Origin of the sequence: Acidovorax sp. M14 (assembly GCF_049331375.1) — a bacterium.
Lineage (GTDB): Bacteria > Pseudomonadota > Gammaproteobacteria > Burkholderiales > Burkholderiaceae_C > Acidovorax.
The window spans coordinates 868,715-892,894 of record NZ_CP186263.1 but is presented as its reverse complement, the minus strand read 5'-3'; the positions used below and the strand labels follow the sequence as shown (position 1 = coordinate 892,894).

Here is a 24,180-nt window from a genome sequence, read left to right as displayed (position 1 = left end):
TACCACGGGCTAACCAGAGTGGGTATTTCATGGTCAGAAATTCCCCACGATGAAATCCTTGAAGCGCCCGAACGCGGTCTTCATCGACCCGCTCTTCTGGGCCACCTTGAAGCCGCGCAGGCGCGCCAGTCGGGCCTCTTCCAGCAAGCCCATGACGGTGGCCGCACGGGGCTGGGCCACCATGTCCGCCAGCGCGCTCGAATACTTGGGAATGCCGCGCCGCACGGGCTTGAGGAAGATGTCTTCGCCCAGTTCGATCATGCCGGGCATCACCGAGCTGCCGCCCGTGAGCACGATGCCCGACGACAGCACTTCTTCGTAACCCGACTCACGCACCACCTGCTGCACGAGCGAGAAGATTTCTTCGACGCGCGGCTCGATGACACCGGCCAGCGCCTGCTTGCTCAGCATGCGCGGGCTGCGGTCGCCCAGGCCGGGCACTTCCACCTGCGCCTCGGGGTCGGCCAGCAGCTGCTTGGCGTAGCCGCTTTCGACCTTGATGTCTTCGGCGTCCTTCGTAGGGGTGCGCAACGCCATCGCGATGTCGCTGGTGATGAGGTCGCCCGCAATCGGGATCACCGCCGTGTGGCGGATCGCACCACCCGTGAAGATGGCCACATCCGTCGTACCTGCGCCGATGTCCACCACCACCACGCCCAGCTCGCGCTCGTCGTCGGTCAGCACGGCCTGGCTGCTGGCCAGCGGGTTCAGCATGAGCTGCTCGACCTCCAGGCCGCAGCGGCGCACGCACTTGATGATGTTCTCGGCCGCGCTTTGCGCGCCGGTCACGATGTGGATCTTGGCCTCCAAGCGGATGCCGCTCATGCCGATGGGCTCCTTCACATCCTGCCCGTCGATCACAAACTCTTGCGGCTCCACCAGCAACAGGCGCTGGTCACTGCTGATGTTGATGGCCTTGGCCGTCTCCACCACGCGCGCCACGTCGGCCGACGTGACCTCCTTGTCCTTCACAGCCACCATGCCGCTGGAGTTGAGGCCGCGGATGTGGCTGCCGGTGATGCCGGTGTAGACGCGCTGGATCTTGCAGTCCGCCATCAGCTCGGCCTCTTTCAGGGCCTGCTGGATGCTCTGCACCGTGGCATCGATGTTGACCACCACGCCCCGCTTGAGACCATTGCTCGGGGCCACGCCCAAGCCTGCGAGCTTCAGCTCGCCATTGGGCAGAACCTCGGCCACCACGGCCATGACCTTGGCGGTGCCAATGTCCAGCCCCACGACGACATCTTTGTATTCTCTTGCCATATCAGTCTCTGCCCTTCTCGGTTCTGTCCCGCTGTCCCACCAAGCCCTCACACCGCCCTCTCCGGGCCTGCAGCATGCTGCGTCCAGTCCTGTTGTTCCTCATGCCATCACCTCTTGCGCACGGCCGTGGCGCCGGCTGCGTCTGCATTCACCGTGGTCACGCCCCGCAGGCGCAGCGCGTAGCCCCCGGCGTGGCGCAGGTCTGCCGACTCCAGCGCATCCACGCGGCGGCCGTACTGCGCGGCCACCTGGGTGAGGGTGCGCACAAACCGCTGCGTGCGCTGCACCACTTCCTGCGGCGTGCCGCCGCCTAGCTCCACCACAGCCTCGCTGTCGAGGGTGGCGCGCCAGCCGCCCCGCCCTGTCAGCTCCAGTTCTTCCACGTCCAGCCCCAGGGGTTGGAACACCGGCTCCAGCAGTCCGTACATCTGCAGCACCTCGGCCGAGCTGCCTGCAGGTCCTTGCAGGCGCGGCAGACCTTCCTGCTCCACATCGCCGACATTCGCCTCGAAGACTTCGCCCTGGCTGTTGACCAGCGCCGAGCCGGTGTCCGGGCCCCAGTACGCCACGGCGTCGTGCTCCTGCAACTCCACGCGCAGGCTGCCGGGGTAGACCCGCCGCACCTGCGCGCGGCGAACCCAGGGCACCTGCTCGAAGGCCTCGCGCGCCGCGCGCAGGTCCACCGTGAAGAAGTTGCCCACCAGGTGCGGCGCCACATTGGCCCGCAGCGTCACCGCGTTGTTGTGCACCAGTTCGCCCTGCACCACGATGCGTGCGATGGCAAAGCCGGGGTAGCGCAGCACCCACCACGCGCCCGCCGCCAGCACGGCCATGGCGCAGCCCACGAACAGGACCGACGCGGTCAGGTTCATGAGCTTGACGTCCAGGGGTGCGGGCAGCGTCTGGGTCATCAGGCGGCCTTTGGTTTTGTGGGCGTGTCGAGGGCCGCATCCGCAAGGATGCGCAGACACAGCTCTTCGTAGCTGATGCCCGAGGCACGGGCCGACATAGGCACCAGCGAGTGGCCCGTCATGCCAGGGGATGTATTCATCTCCAGCAGGAAGGGCTTGCGGTCGCTCGCGCGGATCATCAGGTCGGCACGGCCCCAGCCCCGGCAGCCCAGGGTGCGGTAGGCCTCCAGCACGATGCGCTGGATCTCGCGCTCTTCGGCCTCAGGCAGGCCGCTCGGGCACTGGTACTTCACGTCGTCGGTGAAGTACTTGTTCTGGTAGTCGTAGGCACCATCGGGCGCCACGATGCGGATCACCGGCAGTGCGCGGGCACTGGCGCCCTGGCCCAGCACGGGGCAGGTCACCTCTTCGCCTTCTATGAACTCTTCGCACAGCACGTCGGGGTCGTACTGGGCAGAGAGCTGCACGGCCTCCTGCATGTCCGAGAAGCCGCGCACCTTGGTCACGCCGATGGACGAACCTTCGCGCGGCGGCTTCACGATCAGCGGCAGACCCAGCTCGTCGGGCACGGTGCGCACTACTTCACGCTGTTGACGGTCAGGGGCCAACCATACGTACCGCGGCGTGGGCAGGCCCTCGGCCAGCCACACCCGCTTGGTCATGACCTTGTCCATGGCGATCGCCGACGCCATCACGCCGGGGCCGGTGTACGGAATGCGCAGCAGCTCCAGCGCGCCCTGCACCGTGCCGTCTTCGCCATGGCGGCCATGCAGTGCGATGAAGCAGCGCGCATAGCCGTCGCGCTTCAAATCGCCCAGCGCATTCTGCGCAGGGTCAAACGCATGGGCATCGACGCCGCGCGAGCGCAGCGCCTGCAGCACGCCGCTGCCCGACATGAGCGAGACCTCGCGCTCAGCCGAGTCTCCGCCCATCAGGACGGCGACCTTGCCCAGCGATTTCACGTCGATATTCGATTCAGGAAGGGTCATGGTGCGCTCCCTTCATGCGCTTTCAGCTCATTATTTTGTAGCATCTCAACCACCTTGCCGGGCACTGCGCCAATGGAGCCGGCTCCCATGCACATCACCACGTCGCCCGCGCGTGCGTTGTCGGCAATGGCCTGGGGCAGATCGGCCACGTTGTCCACAAACACCGGCTCCACGCGCCCTGCCACACGCAGGGCACGGGCCAGCGAGCGTCCATCGGCGGCCACGACTGGCGCCTCGCCTGCGGCATACACCTCGGTGAGTAGCACCGCGTCGGCATGGCCGATCACCTTGACGAAGTCTTCGAAGCAATCGCGCGTGCGGGTGTAGCGGTGCGGCTGGAAGGCCAGCACCAGGCGCCGCCCGGGGAACGCGCCGCGTGCGGCCGCCAGCGTGGCAGCCATCTCCACAGGGTGGTGGCCGTAGTCGTCGATGACGGTGAAGGTGCCGCCGTCCTTCGCGGGCAGATCGCCATAGCGCTGGAAGCGCCGGCCCACGCCCTTGAAGCCCACCAGCGCGCGCTGCACGGCGTCGTCGGGGATGTTCAGCTCCACCGCCACGGCAATGGCCGACAGCGCGTTGAGCACGTTGTGCTCGCCCGCGAGGTTGAGCACCACCTCCATGTCGGGCAGCGTGACGCCGTTGCGCCGCTGCACCGTGAAGCGCATCTGGCCGGCCTCGGCACGCACGTTGATGGCACGCACCTGGGCGTCTTCCGCGAAGCCGTAGCTGGTGACGGGGCAGGTCACGCTTTGCAGGATGTCGCGCACGGCGGGGCTGTCCACACACAGGATGGCCGTGCCATAGAACGGCATGCGGTGCAGAAAGTCCACAAACGCGCCCTTGAGCCGGCCGAAGTCGTGGCCGTAGGTCTCCATGTGGTCGGCGTCGATGTTGGTCACCACCGCCATCACGGGCAGCAAGTTCAGGAACGACGCATCGGACTCATCGGCCTCGACCACGATGTAGTCGCCGCTGCCCAGTTTGGCATTGGCGCCCGCGCTGTTGAGCTTGCCGCCGATCACAAAAGTCGGGTCCAGTCCCGCCTCGGCGAGCACGCTGGTCACTAAGCTGGTGGTGGTGGTCTTGCCGTGCGTGCCCGCAATGGCAATGCCCTGCTTGAGGCGCATCAGCTCGGCCAGCATCAGCGCGCGCGGCACCACGGGGATTTTCTTTTCGCGTGCGGCCAGCACTTCGGGGTTGTCCGATGTGACTGCTGTGGACGTGACCACGGCGTCGGCACCATCGATGTGCGCGGCCGCGTGGCCGAGGCAGGTTTTGATGCCCAGGTCGGCCAGGCGGCGCAGCGTGGCGCTGTCGGCCAGGTCCGAGCCCGAGATGCGGTAGCCCAGGTTGAACAGCACTTCAGCAATGCCGCTCATGCCGGCGCCGCCCAGGCCGACGAAGTGGATGTGGCGAATCGCGTGTTTCATGCCAACTCCTCGCAGGCAGTCACCACTTCGCGGGTGGCGTTGATTTTTTGCATGTTTTTGGCCTTGAGCGCTACATCCACAAGCGTGGACCGCTCCAATTTCAATAGCATTTCAGACAACCCTTGCGGCGTCAGGTCGCGCTGCTGCACCAGCCAGCCGCCGCCCGCATTCACCAGGAACTGCGCGTTGGTGGTCTGGTGGTCGTCCACGGCCGACGGGAAGGGCACAAAGATGGACGCAGCGCCCACGGCCGCGATCTCGGTGACGGTGCTCGCACCCGCGCGGCAGACGATGATGTCGGCCGCTGCGAACGCGCTGGCGGTGTCGTCGATGAAAGGCGTCAGCTCTGCCTCGACACCCGCGGCGGCATAGTTGGCTCGCAGCGCATCGATCTGCGCCGCACCGCTTTGGTGGACTACGGTGGGGCGCTGGTCGGCAGGCATCAGCGCAATGGCCTGGGGCACGATCTCGTTGAGCGCACGCGCTCCCAGGCTACCGCCCACCACCAGCAGGCGCAGCGGGCCACTGCGGCCTGCAAACCGCTCGGCCGGGCCCGGCTGCTGCGTGAAGGCGGTGCGCAGGGGGTTGCCCACCCACTGGCCCTGCTTGAACACCTGGGGGAAGGCGGTGAACACCCGGTCGGCCACACCTGCCAGGACCTTGTTCGCCATGCCCGCCACCGAGTTCTGCTCATGCAGCACCAGGGGCTTGCCCGCGAGCACGCCCATCATCCCGCCCGGAAAGGTGATGTAGCCACCCAGGCCCACCACCACGTCGGGCTTCACACGGCGCACGACCTGCAGCGCCTGCCAGAACGCACGCAGCAGGCGCAGCGGCAACAGCGCCAGCGTGACGAGCCCCTTGCCGCGCACGCCCGAAAAATCGATGAGTTCCAGCGCAAAGCCGTGCTGCGGCACGATGCGCGACTCCATGCTGCCGGGCGCGCCCAGCCAGTGCACACGCCAGCCGCGTGCGCGCAGTTCCTCGGCCACAGCCAAGCCGGGGAAGATGTGGCCGCCGGTTCCACCAGCCATGATGAGGGCGGTCTTCTGCGTGCTCATACGCGACCTCCCCGCATGAGGAGCTTATTCTCGTAATCGACCCGCAGCACCACCGCCAGCGCCACCAGATTCATCAGAATCGCTGACCCGCCAAAACTCATCAGCGGCAGCGTGAGCCCCTTGGTCGGCAGTGCGCCCAGGTTCACGCCCATGTTGATGAAGGCCTGGAAGCCGATCCAGATCGCCACGCCCTGTGCGACGAGGCCGGAGAACACCCGGTCCAGCGCAATGGCCTGCCGGCCGATGTGCATGATGCGGCGGGTCATCCACAGGAACAGGATGATGAGCGCCACCACACCCACGAGGCCAAACTCCTCGCCTATCACGGCCATCAGGAAGTCGGTGTGCGCCTCAGGCAGCCAGTGCAGCTTCTCCACGCTGCCGCCCAGCCCCACGCCAAACACCTCGCCCCGCCCGATGGCGATCAGCGAGTGCGACAGCTGGTAGCCCTTGCCCAGCGCATGCTGTTCGCTGAAAGGGTCGAGGTAGGCAAACACGCGCTCGCGGCGCCAAGGGGAGCTGGCGATCATCAACGCAAAGGCACCTACCAGCACCCCTGCGATCAAGAAGAACATGCGGGCATTCACACCGCCAAGGAACAGGATGCCCATGGCAATTACGGCCACCACCATGAAGGCGCCCATATCGGGCTCGGCCAGCAGCAGCACGCCGACGATGGCCACCGCGGCGCCCATGGGCAGCACGGCACGGAAGAAGCGCTCCTTCACCTCCATCTTGCGCACCATGTAGTCGGCGGCATAGATCAGCACCGCGAACTTGGCCACCTCGGACGGCTGGAAGCCCACCGGCCCGATGGACAACCAGCGGCGCGCGCCGTTGACCACCTTGCCCACGCCAGGGATCAGCACCGCCACCAGCATGAGCAGGGCCACAATGAACAACCAGGGCGCCACGCGCTCCCACAGCGCCATGGGCACCTGGAACGCCAACAGCGCCGCCACAAAGCCCACCACCAGGTACATCATGTGGCGGGTCAGGAAATGGGTGGACGCATAGTTGGCAAAGCGCGGGTTGTCCGGCATGGCAATCGACGCCGAATAGACCATCACCAGCCCCCAGGCCAGCAGCGCCACCACCACCCAGAGCAGGGCTTGGTCAAAGCCCAGCACGCTCGCGGGCGTGCTGGACGACTGGCGGTACTCGGTGCCGCCCACACGCACGGGCAACACATCGGCCGCCTTGCCGGGCAGGCCACCGAACCAGCCGGTCACGCGTTGGAGCAAGGTGCTGGCGGGTGCTGTCATTGCATGCCCTCCGCCGACTGGCCCGCATCGTCAGCCATCGCCCGCACGGTCTCGCAAAAGACGTGGGCGCGGTGCTCGTAGTCCTTGAACATGTCGAAGCTGGCACAGGCAGGCGACATCAGCACCGCGTCGCCCGAATGGGCGCGCTGCGCTGCCAGTGCGACGGCCTCCGGCAAGGTGCCCGCATCGAGCAGCGGCACGCCGGCGTCCTGGAGCGCAGCGCGGATCAGCGGTGCGTCGCGGCCGATCAGCACCACCGCACGTGCATAGCGCGCGACGGGGGCGGCCAAAGGCGCAAAGTCTTGCCCCTTGCCTTCTCCGCCCAGAATGACCACCAAACGCCGCTCCGTGCCGAGCCCGACCAACGCTGCCGCCGTGGCGCCTACGTTGGTGCCCTTGCTGTCGTCAAAATATTCCACGCCATGGATGATGGCCACGGGTTCCACGCGGTGCGGCTCGCCCCGGTACTCGCGCAGGCCGTACAGCATGGGCGCGAGCGGGCAGCCCGCTGCCGTGACCAGCGCCAGCGCCGCCAAGGCATTGGTGGCGTTGTGGCGCCCCCGGATGCGCAGCGCATCCGCTGGCATGAGCCGCTGGATATGCAGGTCCTCTTCAACCTCGTTGCGGCCACGCTTGCGGGTTTCGTCTGCATCCATGGCACGCACCAGCCAGGGCATGCCGCTGACCACCTCAATGCCGAAGTCGCCCGGACGCCGGGGCATGTCGCCACCAAAAGTGATGTGCGCGCGCACCTGCGGCTTTTGCAGTTTGACCTTGACGGGCGGTGGCAGCATGCCCATCACCGCAGGGTCTTCGCGGTTCAGGATCATCAAGCCCGTCTGGCCAAAGATGCGCGCCTTGGCCGCAGCGTAGGCCTCGATGCTGCCGTGCCAGTCCAGGTGATCCTGCGTGATGTTGAGCACCGTGGCGGCTGTGGGCTCGAAGCCGCCTTCACCCCCATTCACGCCATCCAGCTGAAAACTCGACAGCTCCAGCACCCACACATCGGGCAATGTGTCGGAATCCAGGTGTTCTGCCAGTGTGTCGAGCAGGGTCGGACCGATGTTGCCGGCCACGGCCACACGTTTGCCCGAGCGTTCCACCAGCTGACCGGTGAGCGAGGTCACGGTGGTCTTGCCGTTGGTGCCGGTGATGGCCAGCACAGCCGGGGCATACGCATGCGATGCACGCAGCGCGGCCAGGGCCGTGGCATACAGGCTCAACTCACCGCCAGTGCTGATGTTGTTTGCTTGAGCTGCTTGCATAACAGGAGCCACTGCATCGGGGCTCAGCCCTGGCGAACGATAGACCGCGCGCAAGTTCTGCCCCTGCACCAGACTGGTATCGAATGCGCCCGACACAAAACGCACCCGGGGCAGCTCCTGCTGCAGCGCGGGAAGTTGCGGCGGGGCAGCGCGCGTGTCGGCCACAGTGACTTGCGCGCCGCAACGCACGCACCAGCGTGCCATCGCCATGCCCGAGGCGCCCAGGCCCAGGATCAGGATGTGCTGGCCTTGCAGCAGGTTCGCAACGCCCTCGCGCGCCGGGCCTGCGGGCACATGGGGCGTGGTGGGCTCATCGGCCTCAGCGGTCTCGGCAACGTCCGCGCTGTCCGCAGCGCCCGGTTCGGGGGCGGTCACCTCGGCAAAGATCTGCGCCACAAAGTCCGCCGCTGCCTTCGCGGCGGAGACGGCGGGCACGGCCTCGGGGTTCCAGGCGGTGCTGGTGCTTTTGGCTGCGGGCGAAGCGTCTGTGGCCTCGCTGCCTGCTGCGGCAACATCCTGCGCCGGATTCGCCTCAGGCACTGCGAGCTCTGCTGGCTCAGCGGGCGCTACGGGCAAAGGGGCCTGCATGCCAGGATCGCCTTCGGGAGCGCCGTCCGCGCCCACCCCGGCCCCTGCCAACGGGGACATGGCCTCGGGCGTACCGAGGGGGTCAGGGACAAGAGGATCGTTCGGGTTCATCGCAGTTTCAGCGTGGACAGGCCAATCAGGCACAGCAGCATGGTGATGATCCAGAAGCGCACGACCACCTGCGTTTCCTTCCAGCCGCTCTTCTCAAAGTGGTGGTGCAGCGGCGCCATCTTGAGCAGGCGGCGGCCTTCGCCATAGCGCTTCTTGGTGAACTTGAACCAGGTGACCTGCAGCATCACCGACAGCGCCTCGACCACAAAGATGCCGCCCATGATGGCGAGCACGATCTCCTGGCGCACGATGATGGCGATGGTGCCCAGGGCACCGCCCAGCGCCAGCGCGCCCACATCACCCATGAAGACCTGGGCAGGGTGCGCGTTGAACCACAAAAACGCCAAACCTGCGCCCGCCATGGCTGCGCAGAAGATCAGCAGTTCGCCCGACCCCGGAATGTGCGGAAAGAACAGGTACTTGGAGTACACCGAGCTACCGGTGACGTAGGCAAACACGCCCAGTGCCGAGCCCACCATCACCACGGGCATGATGGCCAGGCCGTCAAGACCATCGGTCAGGTTCACCGCATTGCTGGAACCCACGATGACCAGGTAGGTGAGGATCACGAAACCCAGCACGCCCAGCGGGTAGCTCACCTCTTTGAAGAACGGCAACTGCAGGCCCGCCTTGGGCGGCAGGTCCAGCGAGAAGCCCGACTGCACCCAGCCCACAAACAGCTCCCACACCTTGGCGTTGGAGCTTTCGGAAATGCTGAACACCAGATACAGCGCGGCCATGAGGCCGATCACCGACTGCCAGAAATACTTCTCGCGCGAGCGCATGCCCTCGGGGTCTTTGTTGACCACCTTGCGCCAGTCGTCCACCCAGCCGATGGCGCCAAAGCCGAGCGTGACGATGAGCACGATCCACACAAAGCGGTTGGACAGGTCAAACCACAGCAAGGTGGAAATGGCAATCGACAACAGGATCAGCACACCACCCATGGTGGGCGTGCCGCTCTTGGACAGGTGCGACTGCATCGCATAGCCCCGGATGGGCTGGCCGATCTTGAGCGAGGTGAGGATGCGAATCACCTTGGGGCCGGCCACCAGCCCGATGAGCAGCGCCGTCATGGCGGCCATCACCGCACGGAACGTGAGGTACTGGAACACCCGGAAAAAGCCGAACTCGGGCGACAGCCCTTGCAGCCATTGCGACAGCATCAGCAGCATGTGGCACCTCCGGCGCAGGCTGGCACCGTGCGGGCAATATCAATGCGTTGCGCCATGGTGTCCCTCCCGTGGGTTGATCGGCCTTTGTTGTTGTTCTGCGGGCAGTGCGGCGGCGCTGATCGCCTCGACCACCTGTTCCATCTTCATGAATCGCGATCCCTTGACCAGCACACTGCCCACCGTGGGCAGGGCTTTGCGCACGGCATCCTGCAGGGCGGCCATCTCGTTGAAATGCCGGGCCCCATCGCCATAGGCCGATGCGGCGTGCACCGACTGCGCACCCAGAACAAACATCGTGGGGATGCCCGCCTCACGGGCCAGTGCGCCCGCCTCGGCATGGAACTGCGGGCCCTGGTCGCCCACCTCGCCCATGTCGCCCATCACCAGCAGTTGCGGGCCCGGCAATTCAGCCAGCACCTTGATGGCAGCGTGCATGGAATCAGGGTTGGCGTTGTAGGTGTCGTCGACCACCGTGATGTCGCGGCCTGCAACGGACACGCTGAACGCGCGCGAGCGGCCCTTGACCGGCGTGAAGTCGCGCAGCCCCTGGGCAATGGCAGCCACCGGTGCGCCGGCTGCCAGCGTGCACGCCGTGGCCGCCAGTGCGTTCGTCACGTTGTGGCGGCCTGCGATGTGCAGACGGGTGGTGATCGCGCCGCGTGGCGTGGCCAGGGTGACCGCCCAGGCGCCGCGCTCCCAGGTGGCCTGCGCGCAGCGGACGTCGCCGCCATCGCCAAATGTCACCGTGCGGCGGCCGGGCCGCTCCATGGCAAGCGATTGCCACAGGCTCGTGTACGCATCCCCTGCCGGGAATACGGCCACACCATCGGCCGGCAGGCTGGCAAACACCGAACCGTTCTCGCGGGCCACGGCCTCTAGGGTGTGCATGAATTCCAGATGCTCGCGCTGGGCGTTGTTGACCAAGGCCACCGTGGGCTGGGCCATCGCAGCCAGCGTGGCGATCTCGCCAGGGTGGTTCATGCCCATCTCGATCACGGCGGCGCGGTGGCTGGCGCGCAGGCGCATCAGCATCAGCGGCACACCGATGTCGTTGTTGAAATTACCCTGCGTGGCAAACGCAGCCTCGCCCTGCCAGGCACGCAGGATGGACGCAATCATCTGCGTCACCGTGGTCTTGCCGTTGCTGCCCGTCACACCGATCAGCGGCAGGTGGAATTGCGCGCGCCAGCCGGTGGCCAGTGCGCCCAGCGCAGCCAGGCTGTTGGGCACTTCGATGCCGGACAAGCCCGCGGCTTCCAGGCCACCGTGCGCAATAGCGGCGGCAGCGCCGCCTGCACGGGCATCGGCCAAAAAGGCGTTGGCATCAAAGCGCTCGCCCTTGAGGGCCACAAACAAATCGCCCGGCTGCAACGTGCGCGTGTCGGTGTGCACGCGCGCCAGCGGGGTCGCGCCATCGCCCACCAGACGGGCGGCAGGGATACTTGGCTGCAGCAGCGCCCAGGCTTGCTGCAGGGTCATGACGGGTTCAAAACTGTTCATGCCCATGTGTGGGCTCCTCGGGCCTGCAGCGCAGCCTGCGCGTGGGCCATGTCGGAAAACGGCACGCGCACGCCTGCCGTCTCCTGGGTGTCTTCGTGGCCCTTGCCGGCAATCAGCACCACATCGGCGGGCGCAGCTTCGGCAATGGCTTGGGCGATGGCGACGGCACGGTCGGGCTCGGCGCGCACCGTGCCACCGGCGATCGTGCCCTGCAGGATCTGGTGCAGGATGGCGGCTGGGTCTTCGCTGCGGGGGTTGTCGCTGGTCACCACCACCTGGTCGGCCTGCTGCTGGGCCACGGCGCCCATCAGCGGGCGCTTGCCCGCGTCGCGATCGCCGCCGCAGCCGAACACGCACCACAGCCGCCCGCCACGCTCGGCCGCCAGGGGGCGAAGGGCTAGCAGGGCCTTGTCCAAAGCATCGGGGGTGTGGGCGTAGTCCACCGCCACCAGGGGCTGGCCCACCGCCACCAGCCGCTGCATGCGGCCCGGCACGGGCTGCAGGCTGGCGCAGGCACGCACGGCACAGTCCAGCGGCACGCCCAGGCTGCGCAGCGTGGCCAGCACGCCCAGCAGGTTGAGCACGTTGTACTGGCCGATCACGCGGGTTTGCAGCAGATGACGGTCATTGCCCTCCACCACCGTGAAGCGCAGGCCCTGGTCACCCAGGGTGGTGTCTTGTGCCGTCAGACGCGCAGGTGCCTGGGCCGAGACGCTCCACAGATCCAGCGCACTGCCTTTCAGCTCGCCATGCAGCTGGGCGCCTGCGGGGTCGTCCACATTGACGATGACGGCCTGCAGACCGGGCCAGTCGAAGAGAGCGCGCTTGGCCAGCCAGTAGTCGGCCATGCTGCCGTGGTAGTCCAGGTGGTCCTGCGTGAAGTTGGTGAAGATGGCGGTGTGGATCTGCGTGCCGTCGAGCCGGGCTTCGGCCAGTCCAATCGACGAGGCCTCGATGGCGCAGGCACCGAGGCCCTGGGCCACAAACTGGGCAAACGCGCGCTGCAACCGCACCGGGTCGGGCGTGGTCATGCCGGTGGAGGCCAGCGCCGGAGGCACTCCCATGCCCAAAGTGCCCACCAGCGCACATTGATCTCGCCCCGAGCACTCCTCATTCGATAGCACATTCAGCGCACCCGCCAGCCACCAGGCCGTGCTGGTCTTGCCGTTGGTTCCGGTCACGGCCAGCACCTTCAGCTGCTGCGTGGGCTGGGCAAACCATTCAGCGGCGATGGGCCCTGTGGCGGCCTTGAGGCCTGGCAGCGCGGCCATGTGGTCGCCATCGAAAGCGAAAGCCTCGACCCCCGCCTGTTCGACCAGACAGGCCGTGGCGCCGCGCACCATGGCATCGGCCACATACGCGCGGCCATCGGTGGCGGCACCAGGCCAGGCAATGAAGCCGTCGCCGGGCGTGATCTGGCGGCTGTCGGTGTGCAGGGTGCCGGTGACGCGCGTGCGCAGCCATTGCACCGCGTCGCCAGCGGTCTGCAGGGTATGGAGCGGGGCTTGCATCACAGCGACTCCTCCACCGCATTGGCCACGATCTGCGGCTTGACCGCCATGTCGGGCTGCACGCCCATCATGCGCAGGGTTTGCTGTACCACCTCGCTGAACACGGGCGCGGCCACAGCGCCGCCGTAGAACACGCCGTTGCTGGGCTCGTCGATCATCACGGCCACGATGATGCGGGGCTTGTCGATGGGCGCCATGCCGGTGAACCACGCGCGGTACTTGCCCGAGGCGTAGTTCTTGCCCACCTGCTTGCGCGCGGTGCCTGACTTGCCGCCCACCGAGTAGCCCACGGTCTGCGCCTTCTGGCCCGTGCCGCCGGGGCCTGCGGCCATCTGCAGCATCTTGCGCACCTGGTCGGCCGTGCGCTCAGAAAACACGGGCACGCCCACGGCGGGCTCGCTGGTCTTGAGCATGGTGGCGGGAATGACCCGGCCACCATTGGCAAATACGGTGTACGACCGCGCCATCTGGAACAGGCTGGCCGAGAGGCCGTAGCCGTAGGACATGGTGGCCTGCTCCACAGGACGCCAGCTCTTGTAAGGGCGCAGACGGCCCGTCACCACACCCGGGAAGTGCAGTTGCGGCTTCTGGCCAAAACCAGCCGCCGAGAAGGTTTCCCACATCTCGCGCGCGGGCATCTGCATGGCCAGCTTGGTGGTGCCCACGTTGCTGGACTTCTGGATCACGCCTTCCACGGTGAGCACGCCGTAGTTGTGCGTGTCCGAGATCGTGGAACCGGTGATGGTGATGCGCCCGGGGTTGGTGTCCACGATGGTCTCGGGGCGCACGCGGCCCGTCTCCAGTGCGAGGCCGATGGTGAACGGCTTCATGGTGGAACCGGGCTCGAACACGTCGGTGAGCGCGCGGTTGCGCAACTGCTCGCCGGTGAGGTTCTGGCGCTTGTCGGGCACGTAGCTGGGGTAGTTGGCCAGCGCCAGCAGCTCGCCGGTGTGGGCATCGAGCACCACCACGCTGCCCGCCTTGGCCTTGTGCGCGGCCACCTGGTCGCGCAGCTTCTGGTACGCAAAGAACTGCACCTTGCTATCGATGGATAGCTGCATGTCCTTGCCGTCGACCGGGGGCACGGTTTCGCCCACGCTTTCCACCACGCGACCCAGGCGGTCCTTGATCACGCGGCGCGAACCGGGCTTGCCCGCCAGCTCCTTGTCGAACGCCAGTTCCATGCCCTCCTGGCCATGGTCTTCCACGTTAGTGAAGCCCACCACGTGTGCGGCGGCCTCGCCCTCGGGGTATTGGCGCTTGTATTCCTTGCGCTGGTAGATGCCCTTGATGTCCAGGGCTGCAATCTGCTGGCCCACATCCCAGTCGAGCTGGCGCTTGATCCAGACAAAGGTCTTGTCCTCATCCGCCAGTTTCTTCAGCAGATCGGCCTGCGGCATGTCCAGCAGCTTGGCCAGCTGCTTGAGCTTGGCGCGGACCTCGGGCTTGTCCTGGTCCACGTCTTCGGGAATGGCCCAGATGCTCGCAGCCGGCACGCTGGATGCGAGGATCAGACCGTTGCGGTCCACGATCTTGCCGCGGTTGGCAGGCAGCTCCAGCGTGCGCGCAAACCGCACCTCACCCTGGCGCTGGAAGAACGCGTTGCCAAACACCTGCACATAGGCCGCCCGACCGGCCAGCCCCAGAAAACCCAGCGCAATCACCGCCACGATGAACTTGCTGCGCCAGACCGGCGTCTTGCTGGCCAGCAGAGGGCTTGAGGTGTAGAGCACGCTGCGGCTCATGGCTGCGCCCCTGCAGGTTGCGAAGCGGCGGCTGCCGCTGCTGCATTGGCAGTTGCGACACCCTGTGGGTCAGATACGTACTGCGTGATGGCCGGTGTGGCCGTGCGCATGTTCAACTGTGCACGCGCGATCCTTTCCACCCGCAGCGGCGTGGCCTGGGCGCGCTTTTCCACCTGCAGGCGCTGGTGCTCCGTCTCCAGACGACGTGCCTCGGCCACCGCGCGGTCCAGCTCGGTGAACAGGCGGCGCGATTCGTACTGGGTGTGCACCAGGTAGATCGCGCTGGCCAGCACCGCCAGCAAAAGGACCACGTTCAGCCGCGTCATGTCAGACGACTGCCGTGCGCTCGGCCACGCGCATGATGGCGCTGCGCGAGCGGGGATTGGACTCGACCTCGGCCGCACTGGGCTTGATGCGGTCGAGCGCGATGAGCTTCATGGCCTGCGGCGCGGCAAACGGTGCGCGGCGGTCGTAGACCTCCTTGGAGTGTTTCGCGATGAATTGTTTGACGATACGGTCTTCGAGCGAATGGAAGCTGATGACCACCAGCCGCCCGCCGGGCTGCAGCACCGAGAGGCTGGCCTCTAGCGCCTGTTGCAACTCTTCAAGCTCGGCGTTGATGAAAATCCGAAGAGCTTGAAATGTGCGCGTTGCAGGGTTCTGGCCCGGCTCGCGGGTTTTGACCGCGCCAGCCACGAGGTCGGCCAGTTCTGCGGTGGTTGCAAGAGGACCCCGTTCTTCGCGCCGAGCAACAATCGCCTTTGCAATGGGGCCAGCAAACCGTTCTTCACCGTAGTCACGTATCACCTCCGCAATCTGACCGACTTCGGCCGTGGCCAACCAATCGGCCACGCTTTCGCCGCGCGTGGTGTCCATGCGCATGTCCAGCGGACCGTCAAAACGGAAACTGAAGCCCCGCTCGGGGCTGTCGATCTGGGGCGAGCTCACACCCAGGTCCATCAGCACGCCCGCAGCGCTGGCAGGCGGCAGGTCGGCCAGATGGCGAAAACCTTCGTGCCGAATGGAAAAACGCGCATCGGTGATGCGCGTTGCTTCGGCGATGGCCTCGGGGTCCTTGTCAAAGGCCACCAAGCGCCCCTGGGGGCCCAGCCGGAGCAGGATGAGGCGGGAGTGACCGCCGCGCCCGAAGGTCGCGTCGACCCAGGTGCCGGAAGGCTCCGCGCCCGCGCCGCCAAGGAGAGAGTCCACAGCCTCATTCAGCAGGACGGTGGTGTGTTGCAAGGGAGATGTCACAGCGCGCCTCAGAAGGAGAAGTCCTTGAAGACATCCGGCATCTCGCCTTGCATGGCCTTGGCTTCCTGCTCGTCGTAGGTGGTCTTGTCCCAGAGCTCGAAATGGTTGCCCATGCCCAGCAGCATGGTGTCTTTAGAAATACCGGCGGCTTCGCGCAGCTCGGGGGAGATCAGCACACGGCCCGTGGCGTCCATGTCCACATCCATGGCGTTGCCCAGAAAGATGCGCTTCCACCATTGGGCGGACATGGGCAGCTGGGCGATACGCTCGCGGAACTTCTCCCATTCAGGACGGGGAAAGACCATGAGGCAGCCGTGCGGGTGCTTGGTGATGGTGAGCTGGCCCGATGCCGTGGCCACTAGGACGTCACGATGCCGGGTCGGCACAGACAGCCGACCCTTCGCATCGAGACTCAGCGACGAGGCACCTTGAAACACGGACAGATTCCCAGTTCGGTTTTGCGCCTCGGAGGTCCCGAAGGGGACCTTGAGGGCACTTTTCACCACTTAATTGCACTTTTTTGCACTGTAGCAGGAAAAGCACACCGAACAAGGGGGGTGTCCCACAAACTTTTCAATGAAATCAACGACTTAGATACGTTTTTTCAGCCACCAAAACGCCAAAAGTCGTTGAAAAAGAAGTACTTAGAGAGGCCTATGAAAGTGACCTCTCAAGGCTTGACCGAGTGGTCACAGGATGTAGCGCGACAGGTCCTCGTCCTGGCTTAGGGTCTGCAGGCGCGCATCGACGTAGGCGGCGTCGATGGTGATGGTCTGGCCGGACAGGCGCGTGGCGTCAAAACTCACTTCGTCCAGCAGGCGCTCCATCACCGTGGACAGGCGGCGCGCACCGATGTTCTCGGTGCGTTCGTTCACCTCAAAGGCAATGTGCGCCAGGCGCGTGATGCCCTCGGGGGCAAACTCCAGCGTCACGCCTTCCGTGGCCAGCAAGGCCTGGTACTGCTTGACCAGCGACGCATGGGTCTGCGTAAGGATGGCTTCGAAGTCCTTCACCGACAGCGACTCCAGTTCCACCCGGATCGGGAAACGCCCCTGCAGCTCCGGAATCAGGTCGCTGGGCTTGGACAGGTGGAAAGCGCCCGACGCGATGAACAGGATGTGGTCCGTCTTGATCATGCCGTACTTGGTGGACACCGTGGTGCCCTCCACCAGCGGCAGCAGGTCGCGCTGCACGCCCTGGCGCGACACGTCCGCACCACTGCTTTCCTGCCGCGCGGCCACCTTGTCGATCTCGTCGATGAAGACGATGCCGTTTTGCTCGGCGTTCTGCACGGCGCGGGTCTTGATCTCCTCTTCGTTGACCAGCTTGGCCGCCTCTTCGTCGGTGATCAGCTTCAAGGCTTCCGCGATCTTGAGCTTGCGGGTCTTGCGCTTATCCTGCCCCAGCTGGCTGAACATGCCGCGCAGTTGCTCCGTCATTTCCTCCATGCCCTGGGGGCCCATGATTTCGAGCTGGGGGCGGCCTTCGGCCACGTCGATCTCGATCTCCTTGTCGTCCAGACTGCCTTCGCGCAGCTTTTTGCGAAAGACCTGGCGGGCGGTGTTGTCAGCGGCGGGCTCGCTGCCTGCTGCAGCACGGGCCGGAGGGATCAGCACGTCGAGAATGCGCTCCTCGGCCGCATCTTCGGCGCGGGTGCGCACCTTCTTCATCTCGGCCTCGCGCGTCTGCTTGACGGCCATCTCGGCCAGGTCGCGGATGATCGAATCCACATCCTTGCCGACATAGCCCACCTCGGTGAACTTGGTGGCCTCGACCTTGATGAAGGGCGCATCGGCCAGCTTGGCCAGGCGGCGCGCGATCTCGGTCTTGCCCACACCAGTGGGGCCAATCATGAGGATGTTCTTGGGCGTGATCTCCTGGCGCAGGCTGCCTTCCACCTGCTGGCGGCGCCAGCGGTTGCGCAGGGCGATGGCCACGGCGCGCTTAGCGCTGGCCTGGCCCACGATGTGGTTGTCCAGCTCGGAGACGATTTCCTGGGGGGTCATGGACGACATACAGGTCTTCCTGGTATCAAATGGGGCGGTAGCGCTAGTGGATCATGCGCTAGCAGCTATAAAAAACAGAGCAATTGCCCATCAGAGGCTGACCGTGCGGCCAGCCTGGGGCCGGTTCCACCGCCGTACGCTCAGAGCGTCTCGATGGTGTGGTTCATGTTGGTGTAGATGCAGAGTTCGCCCGCGATTTCGAGCGACTTCTTCACGATCTCTTCGGCGGACAACTCGGTGTTCACCAGCAGCGCCTTGGCCGCCGAGTGCGCGTAGGCGCCCCCGGAGCCGATCGCCACGATGCCTTGCTCGGGCTCCAGCACGTCCCCATTGCCGGTGATGATGAGCGACGCGCTGGCATCGGCCACCGCGAGCATGGCTTCGAGGCGGCGCAGAACGCGGTCGGTGCGCCAGTCCTTGGTGAGTTCGATGGCCGCGCGCGTTAGGTGGCCCTGGTGCTTTTCCAGCTTGGCCTCGAAGCGCTCGAACAGCGTGAAAGCATCGGCCGTGGCCCCGGCAAAGCCCGCCAGCACCTTGCCGTGGTAGAGCTTGCGCACCTTGCGCGCCGTGCCCTTGACCACAATGTTGCCCAGCGTCACCTGCCCGTCGCCGCCGATGGCGACCTGGATGCCGGAAGGCGTCTGGCGGCGCACGCTGAGGATGGTGGTGCCGTGGAACACCGGGTGGTTGTCTTGTGATGAGTCCATAGCTGCGGCAGATGGGGGCGACAGCCCATTTTGCAAGGCAGCCATCCGGCGGAAAGACGGGTAAAACGCCCCTCACACACTCCGCTGAAGGCGGCTTCGCCGACAACCCGAGAAAACAAGAAACAGAGAGGCGCACCCAGCCGCCCGTGGCGGGGTTAGCTCCGCTCAGTTTTTGCGGGGCACCACCCAGGCGTGCTCGTTGATGCCGATCACGTTGAAGAAGATCGCCACCAGCCGCTGCAGGTTGTGGAACTGGATCACATGGCCATGGCCTTGCTGCTCGGCGGCCCAGTTGAGCACAGAGCCTGCGGCCGCGAAGTCCACCCGGATCAGCTTGTCGCAGGCTATGGTCAGCGGCACGCCGGGCTTGAAGTGCGCCTCGAACGGCTGCAACAGGGGCGTGGCATCGCCATCGATGTGGCCCTTGAGCTCGGCCACCGGGCCCACATCCAGCGGGGCCGGGGCCGACAGCTCGCCCAGGTCGGAGGCCATGAAGTCGCTGTCCGCCGCCAGCGGGGCGGAACCAGACGAAACCCCTTCGTTGTCCGAGTATCCGCAGCGCGGCGACACCCAGGACGGCGGCGAGACCTCGTAGGTCACGCAGTAATCCAGCGCCACCAGTTCAAATTCGTCGGGCTTGCCCATGAGGCGCATGGCGGCCATGCGCAGGCGCCACCACTCAGGGCTGTTGGAGCGGTCGCCCGACTGGGTCTTGGCATCCAGCAGGGCATGGAGCTTTTCCACACCCGAAAACACGATCTGCCCTTCACGGTCGGCCCACTGGCTGAACTGGTCGGCCAGCAGAGGCACCGCAGCCTCGTCAATGGAAGTGAGGCGCGACCAAGACAGCGTCCAGGGCGATGCGGCGCGCGCCAGCGAGGCCTGCAGGGCCGCCACCGAAGAGACGGCGACGGTGGGTGGTGCGTTCCAGCTGAAATCGCGGCGCATGGCGACGGCGGGCTCGGCGGCGGGTGCGGCCTCTGCGGCCAGACCCAGCTGCGCCGGCATGGAGAACCACAGCGGCGCAGAACGGCCGTACTGCGCGGCAAAGTCGATGGCCAGGGTGTCAAAACGGTCGTGCTGCCCGGTGGCCCGGTACAGGTCAAACAGCGTCATCCAGATTTCCAGCTGCTGCGCTGGATCGTCCTGCTGGTGCTGGGCCAGCACCTCCAGCAGACCAGACTCGGCCCCTGCATGGTCACCATTGGCAAACCGGATGGCGGCTTCTTCAAGATCGGGTTCGTGCACGAATTCCTCCGGTTCGAATGCGGGCGCGGGCGCAGCCGTAGGAGCCGCAGGGCTGAAGGATGCTTCGACGGTTGGGGTGGTGCCGGGCAGCATGGTGGCGTCCGTGCCACCAAAACGGCCAATGGCCATGCTGTCATCGGCGAACAGGGGCTGTACGGCGGGTTTGGTATCCAGCGGGGCGGACAAGCTGCCGGGCACCGTGGGTGCGTAGGCCCGGGCCTGTTCTTCCGAAGACGCCTCGGTGCTGGAATCAGGCATCACCCCCGGCTGGGTGGGGGCGTCGGCGCCCTGCTTGCTCTTCCACCACTGCTGGGACATCTGCGCTTCGATCTCGTCGATCTTCTTGAGCGTGACGGCCCGCTCGTCGGGCGATGCCATGCTGCTCTGGAAGAACGAGGGCCGCCCTGCAGCGTCTTCCACCCGCTGGCCGTGCAAGACCTCGCGCTGGCGCAGCTTGCGCAGCTGATCGAACTCGCGGCGCCGCACAAAATCGTTGCGGCGCTTGCGCTCGATCATCTCCTTGAGCATCTGCTTGCTGTACTGGCTCTCCCGGTCGTCCTGAAGGGAATCCAGCTCCGTCCAGTTGACGGTCGGATTCTTCACGAACCGCACCACCTTCGATAGCAGGCCGCCGGGGGTGGATTCTTCCTTGCTCATGGCTCAGGGTGCAGAGTGCGCGCGTTGATTGACAGGCCGCTGCCTGCTCAATCCCCAAACATCTTCTGCTTGAGTTCGCGGCGTTGCTGCGCTTCGAGCGACAGCGTGGCAGTGGGGCGAGCGATCAGGCGGCCCACGCCAATGGGTTCACCGGTTTCGTCGCAGTAGCCGTAGTCACCCGCGTCAATGCGGGCGATGGATTGCTCGATTTTCTTGAGCAGCTTGCGCTCGCGGTCGCGGGTGCGCAGTTCCAGTGCGTGCTCTTCTTCGATGGTGGCGCGGTCGGCCGGGTCGGGCACCACCACGGTGTCTTCACGCAGGTGCTCGGTGGTTTCGCCGGCGCTGTTGTGGATGTCCTGCTTGAGCTGAACGAGCTTGAGGCGGAAGAACGCCATCTGCTTTTCGTTCATGTACTCGCTGTCGGGCATGGCCATGACTTCAGCGTCGGTCAGCTCGGCGACGGACTTGGTTTTCCAGTTGTTCGCCAGCTTGGGGTCTTTTTTGGCAGCCGTGAAAGTGGGCTGCGCTTGCGCGGTCGTGGGCATGGTGTGTTGATAACTGGCTTTGGCGGCCGTGGAGGCCACCGTCTGTGCCATGGATGGTACGGTCAATTGGGCCAATCGGGAAGAAGGCCGGGTTGTGCGCACGGGTACCTGCGAGCCCGCCTGTAGCGCAGGCGCCGCAGCGGGTGCCGCCACGGCAGGGGACGCGGCCACCTTGGGTGCCGCAGCAGCCTTGGCAGCGGCCTTCGCAGCCACCTTGGGTGCTGCTGGGGCGGCGGCGCTTTTCGCCGCGGCAGGGGTTGCCTTGGTGGCCCCCTTGGATTTGCTGGTGTCGGCTTTCACTTCCTGGTCTCCTCGCAGTACGGGCGGGCCCTTGGCCGCTCTCACGGCCCGGGACTGGTGGCAAGCCTTGGGTGGTTTTACCGGGGCGCGATTGTATCGACCTGGGCTGACGCAAACGGAAACGTTGCGGATACAACACAAATCGGGCGCCATCGCCCCCTCAAACCCGTGCGCAGGTCAGACCAGGCTTTGCTCCAGCCCCTGCAAGAAGATGTCCTTGGGCAGGTCAATGCCAATGAAAACCATCTTGCTGGTGCGCGGCTCGCCCTCGGCCCACTGGGGGCCCAGGTCGCTGCCCATGAGCTGGTGCACGCCCTGGAAAATCACCTTGCGCTCCGTGCCTTTCATATTCAGCACCCCTTTGTAGCGCAGCATGCGCGGGCCGTAAATGTTGACGATGGCGCCGAGGAAGTCTTCAAGCTTGGCCGGATCGAACGGGCGGTCCGAGCGGTACACAAAACTCTTCACGTCGTCGTCATGGTGATGGTGGTGCCCGTGCTCGTGGCCATGCTGGTGCGACGGGTGGTTGCAGTGCTCGCCATGCTCATGGTCGTGATCATGGTGGTCGTGCCCGTGCTCCTCTTCCTTGAGAAAGTCCGGGTCGATGTCCAGCTTGGCATTGAGGTTGAAACCGCGCAGGTCCAGCACCTCCTTGAGCGGCACTTCGCCAAAATGCACGGCCTTGATGGGCGCGCGCGGGTTCATGTGCTTGAGGCGGTGGATCAGCGCATCGGTTTCCTCGGCGCTGACCAGGTCGGTCTTGGACAGGAATATCTGGTCGGCAAAGCCCACCTGGCGGCGCGCTTCCTGGCGGTCGTTGAGCTGCTGGGGCGCATGTTTGGCATCCACCAGCGTGATGATCGAGTCGATGAGGTAAGTCTCGGCGATCTCTTCGTCCATGAAGAAGGTCTGCGCCACGGGGCCCGGGTCGGCCACGCCGGTGGTCTCGATCACGATGCGGTCAAAGTCGAGCAGGTTCTTGCGCTTCTTGGCGGCCAGCAGTTGCAGCGTTTCGCGCAGGTCTTCCCGGATGGTGCAGCAGATGCAGCCGTTGCTCATCTGCACGATCTGCTCCTTGGACTCGGTCACCAGGATGTCGTTGTCGATGTTTTCTTCGCCGAACTCGTTCTCGATCACGGCGATCTTCTGGCCATGGGCTTCGCTCAAGAGGCGCTTGAGCAACGTCGTTTTGCCCGAGCCCAAGAAGCCGGTGAGGATGGTGACGGGGATCAGTGCCATAAATCTGTCTTTCAAGGGAATCAAATACTTGCGCTGCGCGGCAGCAGTGCCCCACCCAGGGGCATCTTTTTCAGTGTACCGAGGCTGTCAAGCCCCTGCTGGCGCCGGAAAGCTCACCCCTTGCGCATGACGACCAGCCCCTTGAGGTACTCGCCCTCCGGAAACTCCAATGTCATCGGGTGGTCGGGTGCACCGCCCAGGCGCTCCAGGATGAAGCCGTCCACGCCCGCATCCGCGCCGGCCGAAGCCACGATCTTGTGGAACAGGTCGGCGCTGATGCCGCCTGAGCAAGAGAAGGTGAACAGCACGCCCCCCGGCGACAGCAACTGCAGTGCCAGCCGGTTGATGTCCTTGTAGGCGCGTGCGGCGCGCTCGGCATGCGCCGCAGTGGGCGCAAACTTCGGTGGGTCCAGGATGATGGCGTCGAAGCGCTGGCCTTCCTTGAGGAACTGGCGCAGCGAGGCGTTCACGTCGGCATCGAGGAAGGTGGCGCGGTTCGGATCGAACCCATTGAGCGCCACGTGGGCGCGGGCGCGCTCCAGGGCCGGGCTGGAGGAATCGATGGAGGTCACGTGCCCGTCGGCCACATTGCCCGCAGCACGCATGCCCGCCAGCGCCGCCACACTGAAGCCGCCGGTGTAGCAAAAGCAGTTGAGCACATGCTTGAAGCCCAGGCGCTGGGTGTAGTCAGCAAACCGCTTGCGGCTGTCGCGCTGGTCCAGATAAAAGCCCGTCTTGTGGCCCTCGGCGATGTTGAGGGTCAGGCGCCACTGGTGCTCGCGGATCGTCAGCTCCAGCGGCGGCCCCTCGCCATCGCCCGCAGCGCCCGTCGGCCCGCCGCGCAGCCAGCCGGTGGCGGGCTCCAGACCTTCCAGCGAACGCACGCTGGCGTCCGAGCGCTCGTACAGCTTGGTGAGCCCCGTCTCGCGCAGCAGCGCATCGGCAATCACGCCCTTCCAGCGCTCAGTGCCTGCGCTGGTGAACTGCGCCACCAGGGTATCGCCATAGCGGTCCACGATGAGCCCCGGCAGACCGTCGGACTCGCCGTGCACCAGGCGTACGCCATCGCTCTGCACATCAAAACGAGCTCTTGCGATGATGGAACGTGCGCAAGCAGCTATGAAAAACGGAGCATCAATACGCTGCGCCTCGTCAAAGCTCCACACTCGTGCGCGGATGCGCGAGCTGGGGCTGTAAGCCGCCCAGGCGAGGAACTGGCCTTCGTGCGACTCGACGCGCACGGTCTCGCCGCTGTCGCCGCCGCCCTTGGCGATGGCCGATTCAAAGATCCAGGGATGGCGGCGCAGCAGCGAGCGCTCTTTGCCTGCGCGGAGTCGAAGGGTTTTCATGCCCCGGATTGTGCGGGCTGGCGGGCACGGGAGAGTGCCCCGCCGACGGAAAAACGCGCGC

20 protein-coding genes are annotated in these 24,180 nt (G+C 65.7%); all 20 read right to left on the bottom strand.

Annotated elements, in window-relative coordinates; all coding sequences use genetic code 11:
- Positions 1-33: 33 nt before the first annotated feature.
- On the bottom strand, positions 34-1,263 hold the full coding sequence (gene ftsA, locus ACOYR4_RS04165) for a cell division protein FtsA (RefSeq protein ID WP_015012559.1): 1,230 nt from the start codon (positions 1,261-1,263) through the stop codon (positions 34-36).
- Positions 1,264-1,370: 107 nt separating this feature from the next.
- Positions 1,371-2,174 carry a cell division protein FtsQ/DivIB gene (locus ACOYR4_RS04160; protein WP_422848741.1) on the bottom strand — a complete coding sequence of 268 codons (804 nt, stop codon included), beginning with the start codon at positions 2,172-2,174 and terminating at the stop codon, positions 1,371-1,373.
- The gene (locus tag ACOYR4_RS04155; protein WP_422848740.1) at positions 2,174-3,163 is read right to left on the bottom strand and encodes a D-alanine--D-alanine ligase; all 990 of its coding nucleotides are present in this window, start codon (positions 3,161-3,163) and stop codon (positions 2,174-2,176) included. The genes ACOYR4_RS04160 and ACOYR4_RS04155 overlap by 1 nt, the downstream gene beginning before the upstream one ends.
- Entirely contained in the window at positions 3,160-4,593 is a 1,434-nt protein-coding gene (gene murC, locus ACOYR4_RS04150; protein ID WP_422848739.1) for a UDP-N-acetylmuramate--L-alanine ligase, read from the bottom strand. The genes ACOYR4_RS04155 and murC overlap by 4 nt, the downstream gene beginning before the upstream one ends.
- Positions 4,590-5,654, bottom strand: coding sequence for an undecaprenyldiphospho-muramoylpentapeptide beta-N-acetylglucosaminyltransferase (gene murG / locus ACOYR4_RS04145; protein WP_422848738.1), 1,065 nt, complete (start codon positions 5,652-5,654; stop codon positions 4,590-4,592). Before murG ends, murC begins: the two co-directional genes overlap by 4 nt.
- On the bottom strand, positions 5,651-6,919 hold the full coding sequence (gene ftsW, locus ACOYR4_RS04140; protein WP_015012554.1) for a putative lipid II flippase FtsW: 1,269 nt from the start codon (positions 6,917-6,919) through the stop codon (positions 5,651-5,653). Before ftsW ends, murG begins: the two co-directional genes overlap by 4 nt.
- A complete protein-coding gene (gene murD / locus ACOYR4_RS04135; protein WP_422848737.1) occupies positions 6,916-8,832 on the bottom strand; it encodes a UDP-N-acetylmuramoyl-L-alanine--D-glutamate ligase in 1,917 nt (638 codons plus the stop codon). The genes ftsW and murD overlap by 4 nt, the downstream gene beginning before the upstream one ends.
- A gap of 47 nt (positions 8,833-8,879) precedes the next feature.
- Positions 8,880-10,058 (bottom strand): phospho-N-acetylmuramoyl-pentapeptide-transferase, encoded by a 1,179-nt coding sequence (gene mraY / locus ACOYR4_RS04130; RefSeq protein ID WP_015012552.1) that lies wholly within the window; start codon positions 10,056-10,058, stop codon positions 8,880-8,882.
- 39 nt (positions 10,059-10,097) lie between these two features.
- Positions 10,098-11,564, bottom strand: a complete 1,467-nt coding sequence (locus tag ACOYR4_RS04125) for a UDP-N-acetylmuramoyl-tripeptide--D-alanyl-D-alanine ligase (protein WP_422848736.1) — start codon at positions 11,562-11,564, stop codon at positions 10,098-10,100.
- Positions 11,555-13,069: a UDP-N-acetylmuramoyl-L-alanyl-D-glutamate--2,6-diaminopimelate ligase gene (locus ACOYR4_RS04120; protein WP_422848735.1), complete on the bottom strand. Its 1,515-nt coding sequence runs from the start codon at positions 13,067-13,069 to the stop codon at positions 11,555-11,557. The genes ACOYR4_RS04125 and ACOYR4_RS04120 overlap by 10 nt, the downstream gene beginning before the upstream one ends.
- Positions 13,069-14,814 (bottom strand): peptidoglycan D,D-transpeptidase FtsI family protein, encoded by a 1,746-nt coding sequence (locus ACOYR4_RS04115; protein ID WP_015012549.1) that lies wholly within the window; start codon positions 14,812-14,814, stop codon positions 13,069-13,071. Before ACOYR4_RS04115 ends, ACOYR4_RS04120 begins: the two co-directional genes overlap by 1 nt.
- The gene (gene ftsL / locus ACOYR4_RS04110) at positions 14,811-15,140 is read right to left on the bottom strand and encodes a cell division protein FtsL (protein ID WP_015012548.1); all 330 of its coding nucleotides are present in this window, start codon (positions 15,138-15,140) and stop codon (positions 14,811-14,813) included. Before ftsL ends, ACOYR4_RS04115 begins: the two co-directional genes overlap by 4 nt.
- 1 nt (position 15,141) lies before the next feature.
- Complete coding sequence (gene rsmH / locus ACOYR4_RS04105; RefSeq protein WP_422848734.1) at positions 15,142-16,068, bottom strand: 16S rRNA (cytosine(1402)-N(4))-methyltransferase RsmH; 927 nt, start codon at positions 16,066-16,068, stop codon at positions 15,142-15,144.
- A gap of 8 nt (positions 16,069-16,076) precedes the next feature.
- Positions 16,077-16,505: a division/cell wall cluster transcriptional repressor MraZ gene (gene mraZ / locus ACOYR4_RS04100; protein WP_422848733.1), complete on the bottom strand. Its 429-nt coding sequence runs from the start codon at positions 16,503-16,505 to the stop codon at positions 16,077-16,079.
- Between the two features lie 252 nt (positions 16,506-16,757).
- Entirely contained in the window at positions 16,758-18,083 is a 1,326-nt protein-coding gene (gene hslU / locus ACOYR4_RS04095; RefSeq protein WP_209816178.1) for an ATP-dependent protease ATPase subunit HslU, read from the bottom strand.
- Positions 18,084-18,214: 131 nt separating this feature from the next.
- Positions 18,215-18,781 carry an ATP-dependent protease subunit HslV gene (gene hslV, locus ACOYR4_RS04090; RefSeq protein WP_056646768.1) on the bottom strand — a complete coding sequence of 189 codons (567 nt, stop codon included), beginning with the start codon at positions 18,779-18,781 and terminating at the stop codon, positions 18,215-18,217.
- Positions 18,782-18,946: 165 nt separating this feature from the next.
- Positions 18,947-20,686 (bottom strand): STAS domain-containing protein, encoded by a 1,740-nt coding sequence (locus tag ACOYR4_RS04085; protein WP_295943154.1) that lies wholly within the window; start codon positions 20,684-20,686, stop codon positions 18,947-18,949.
- 47 nt (positions 20,687-20,733) lie between these two features.
- A complete protein-coding gene (gene dksA / locus ACOYR4_RS04080) occupies positions 20,734-21,531 on the bottom strand; it encodes an RNA polymerase-binding protein DksA (RefSeq protein WP_291445302.1) in 798 nt (265 codons plus the stop codon).
- 177 nt (positions 21,532-21,708) lie between these two features.
- A complete protein-coding gene (locus ACOYR4_RS04075; RefSeq protein ID WP_060985569.1) occupies positions 21,709-22,770 on the bottom strand; it encodes a CobW family GTP-binding protein in 1,062 nt (353 codons plus the stop codon).
- Positions 22,771-22,883: 113 nt separating this feature from the next.
- A complete protein-coding gene (locus ACOYR4_RS04070; protein WP_422848732.1) occupies positions 22,884-24,119 on the bottom strand; it encodes a class I SAM-dependent rRNA methyltransferase in 1,236 nt (411 codons plus the stop codon).
- Between the last annotated feature and the right edge of the window lie 61 nt (positions 24,120-24,180).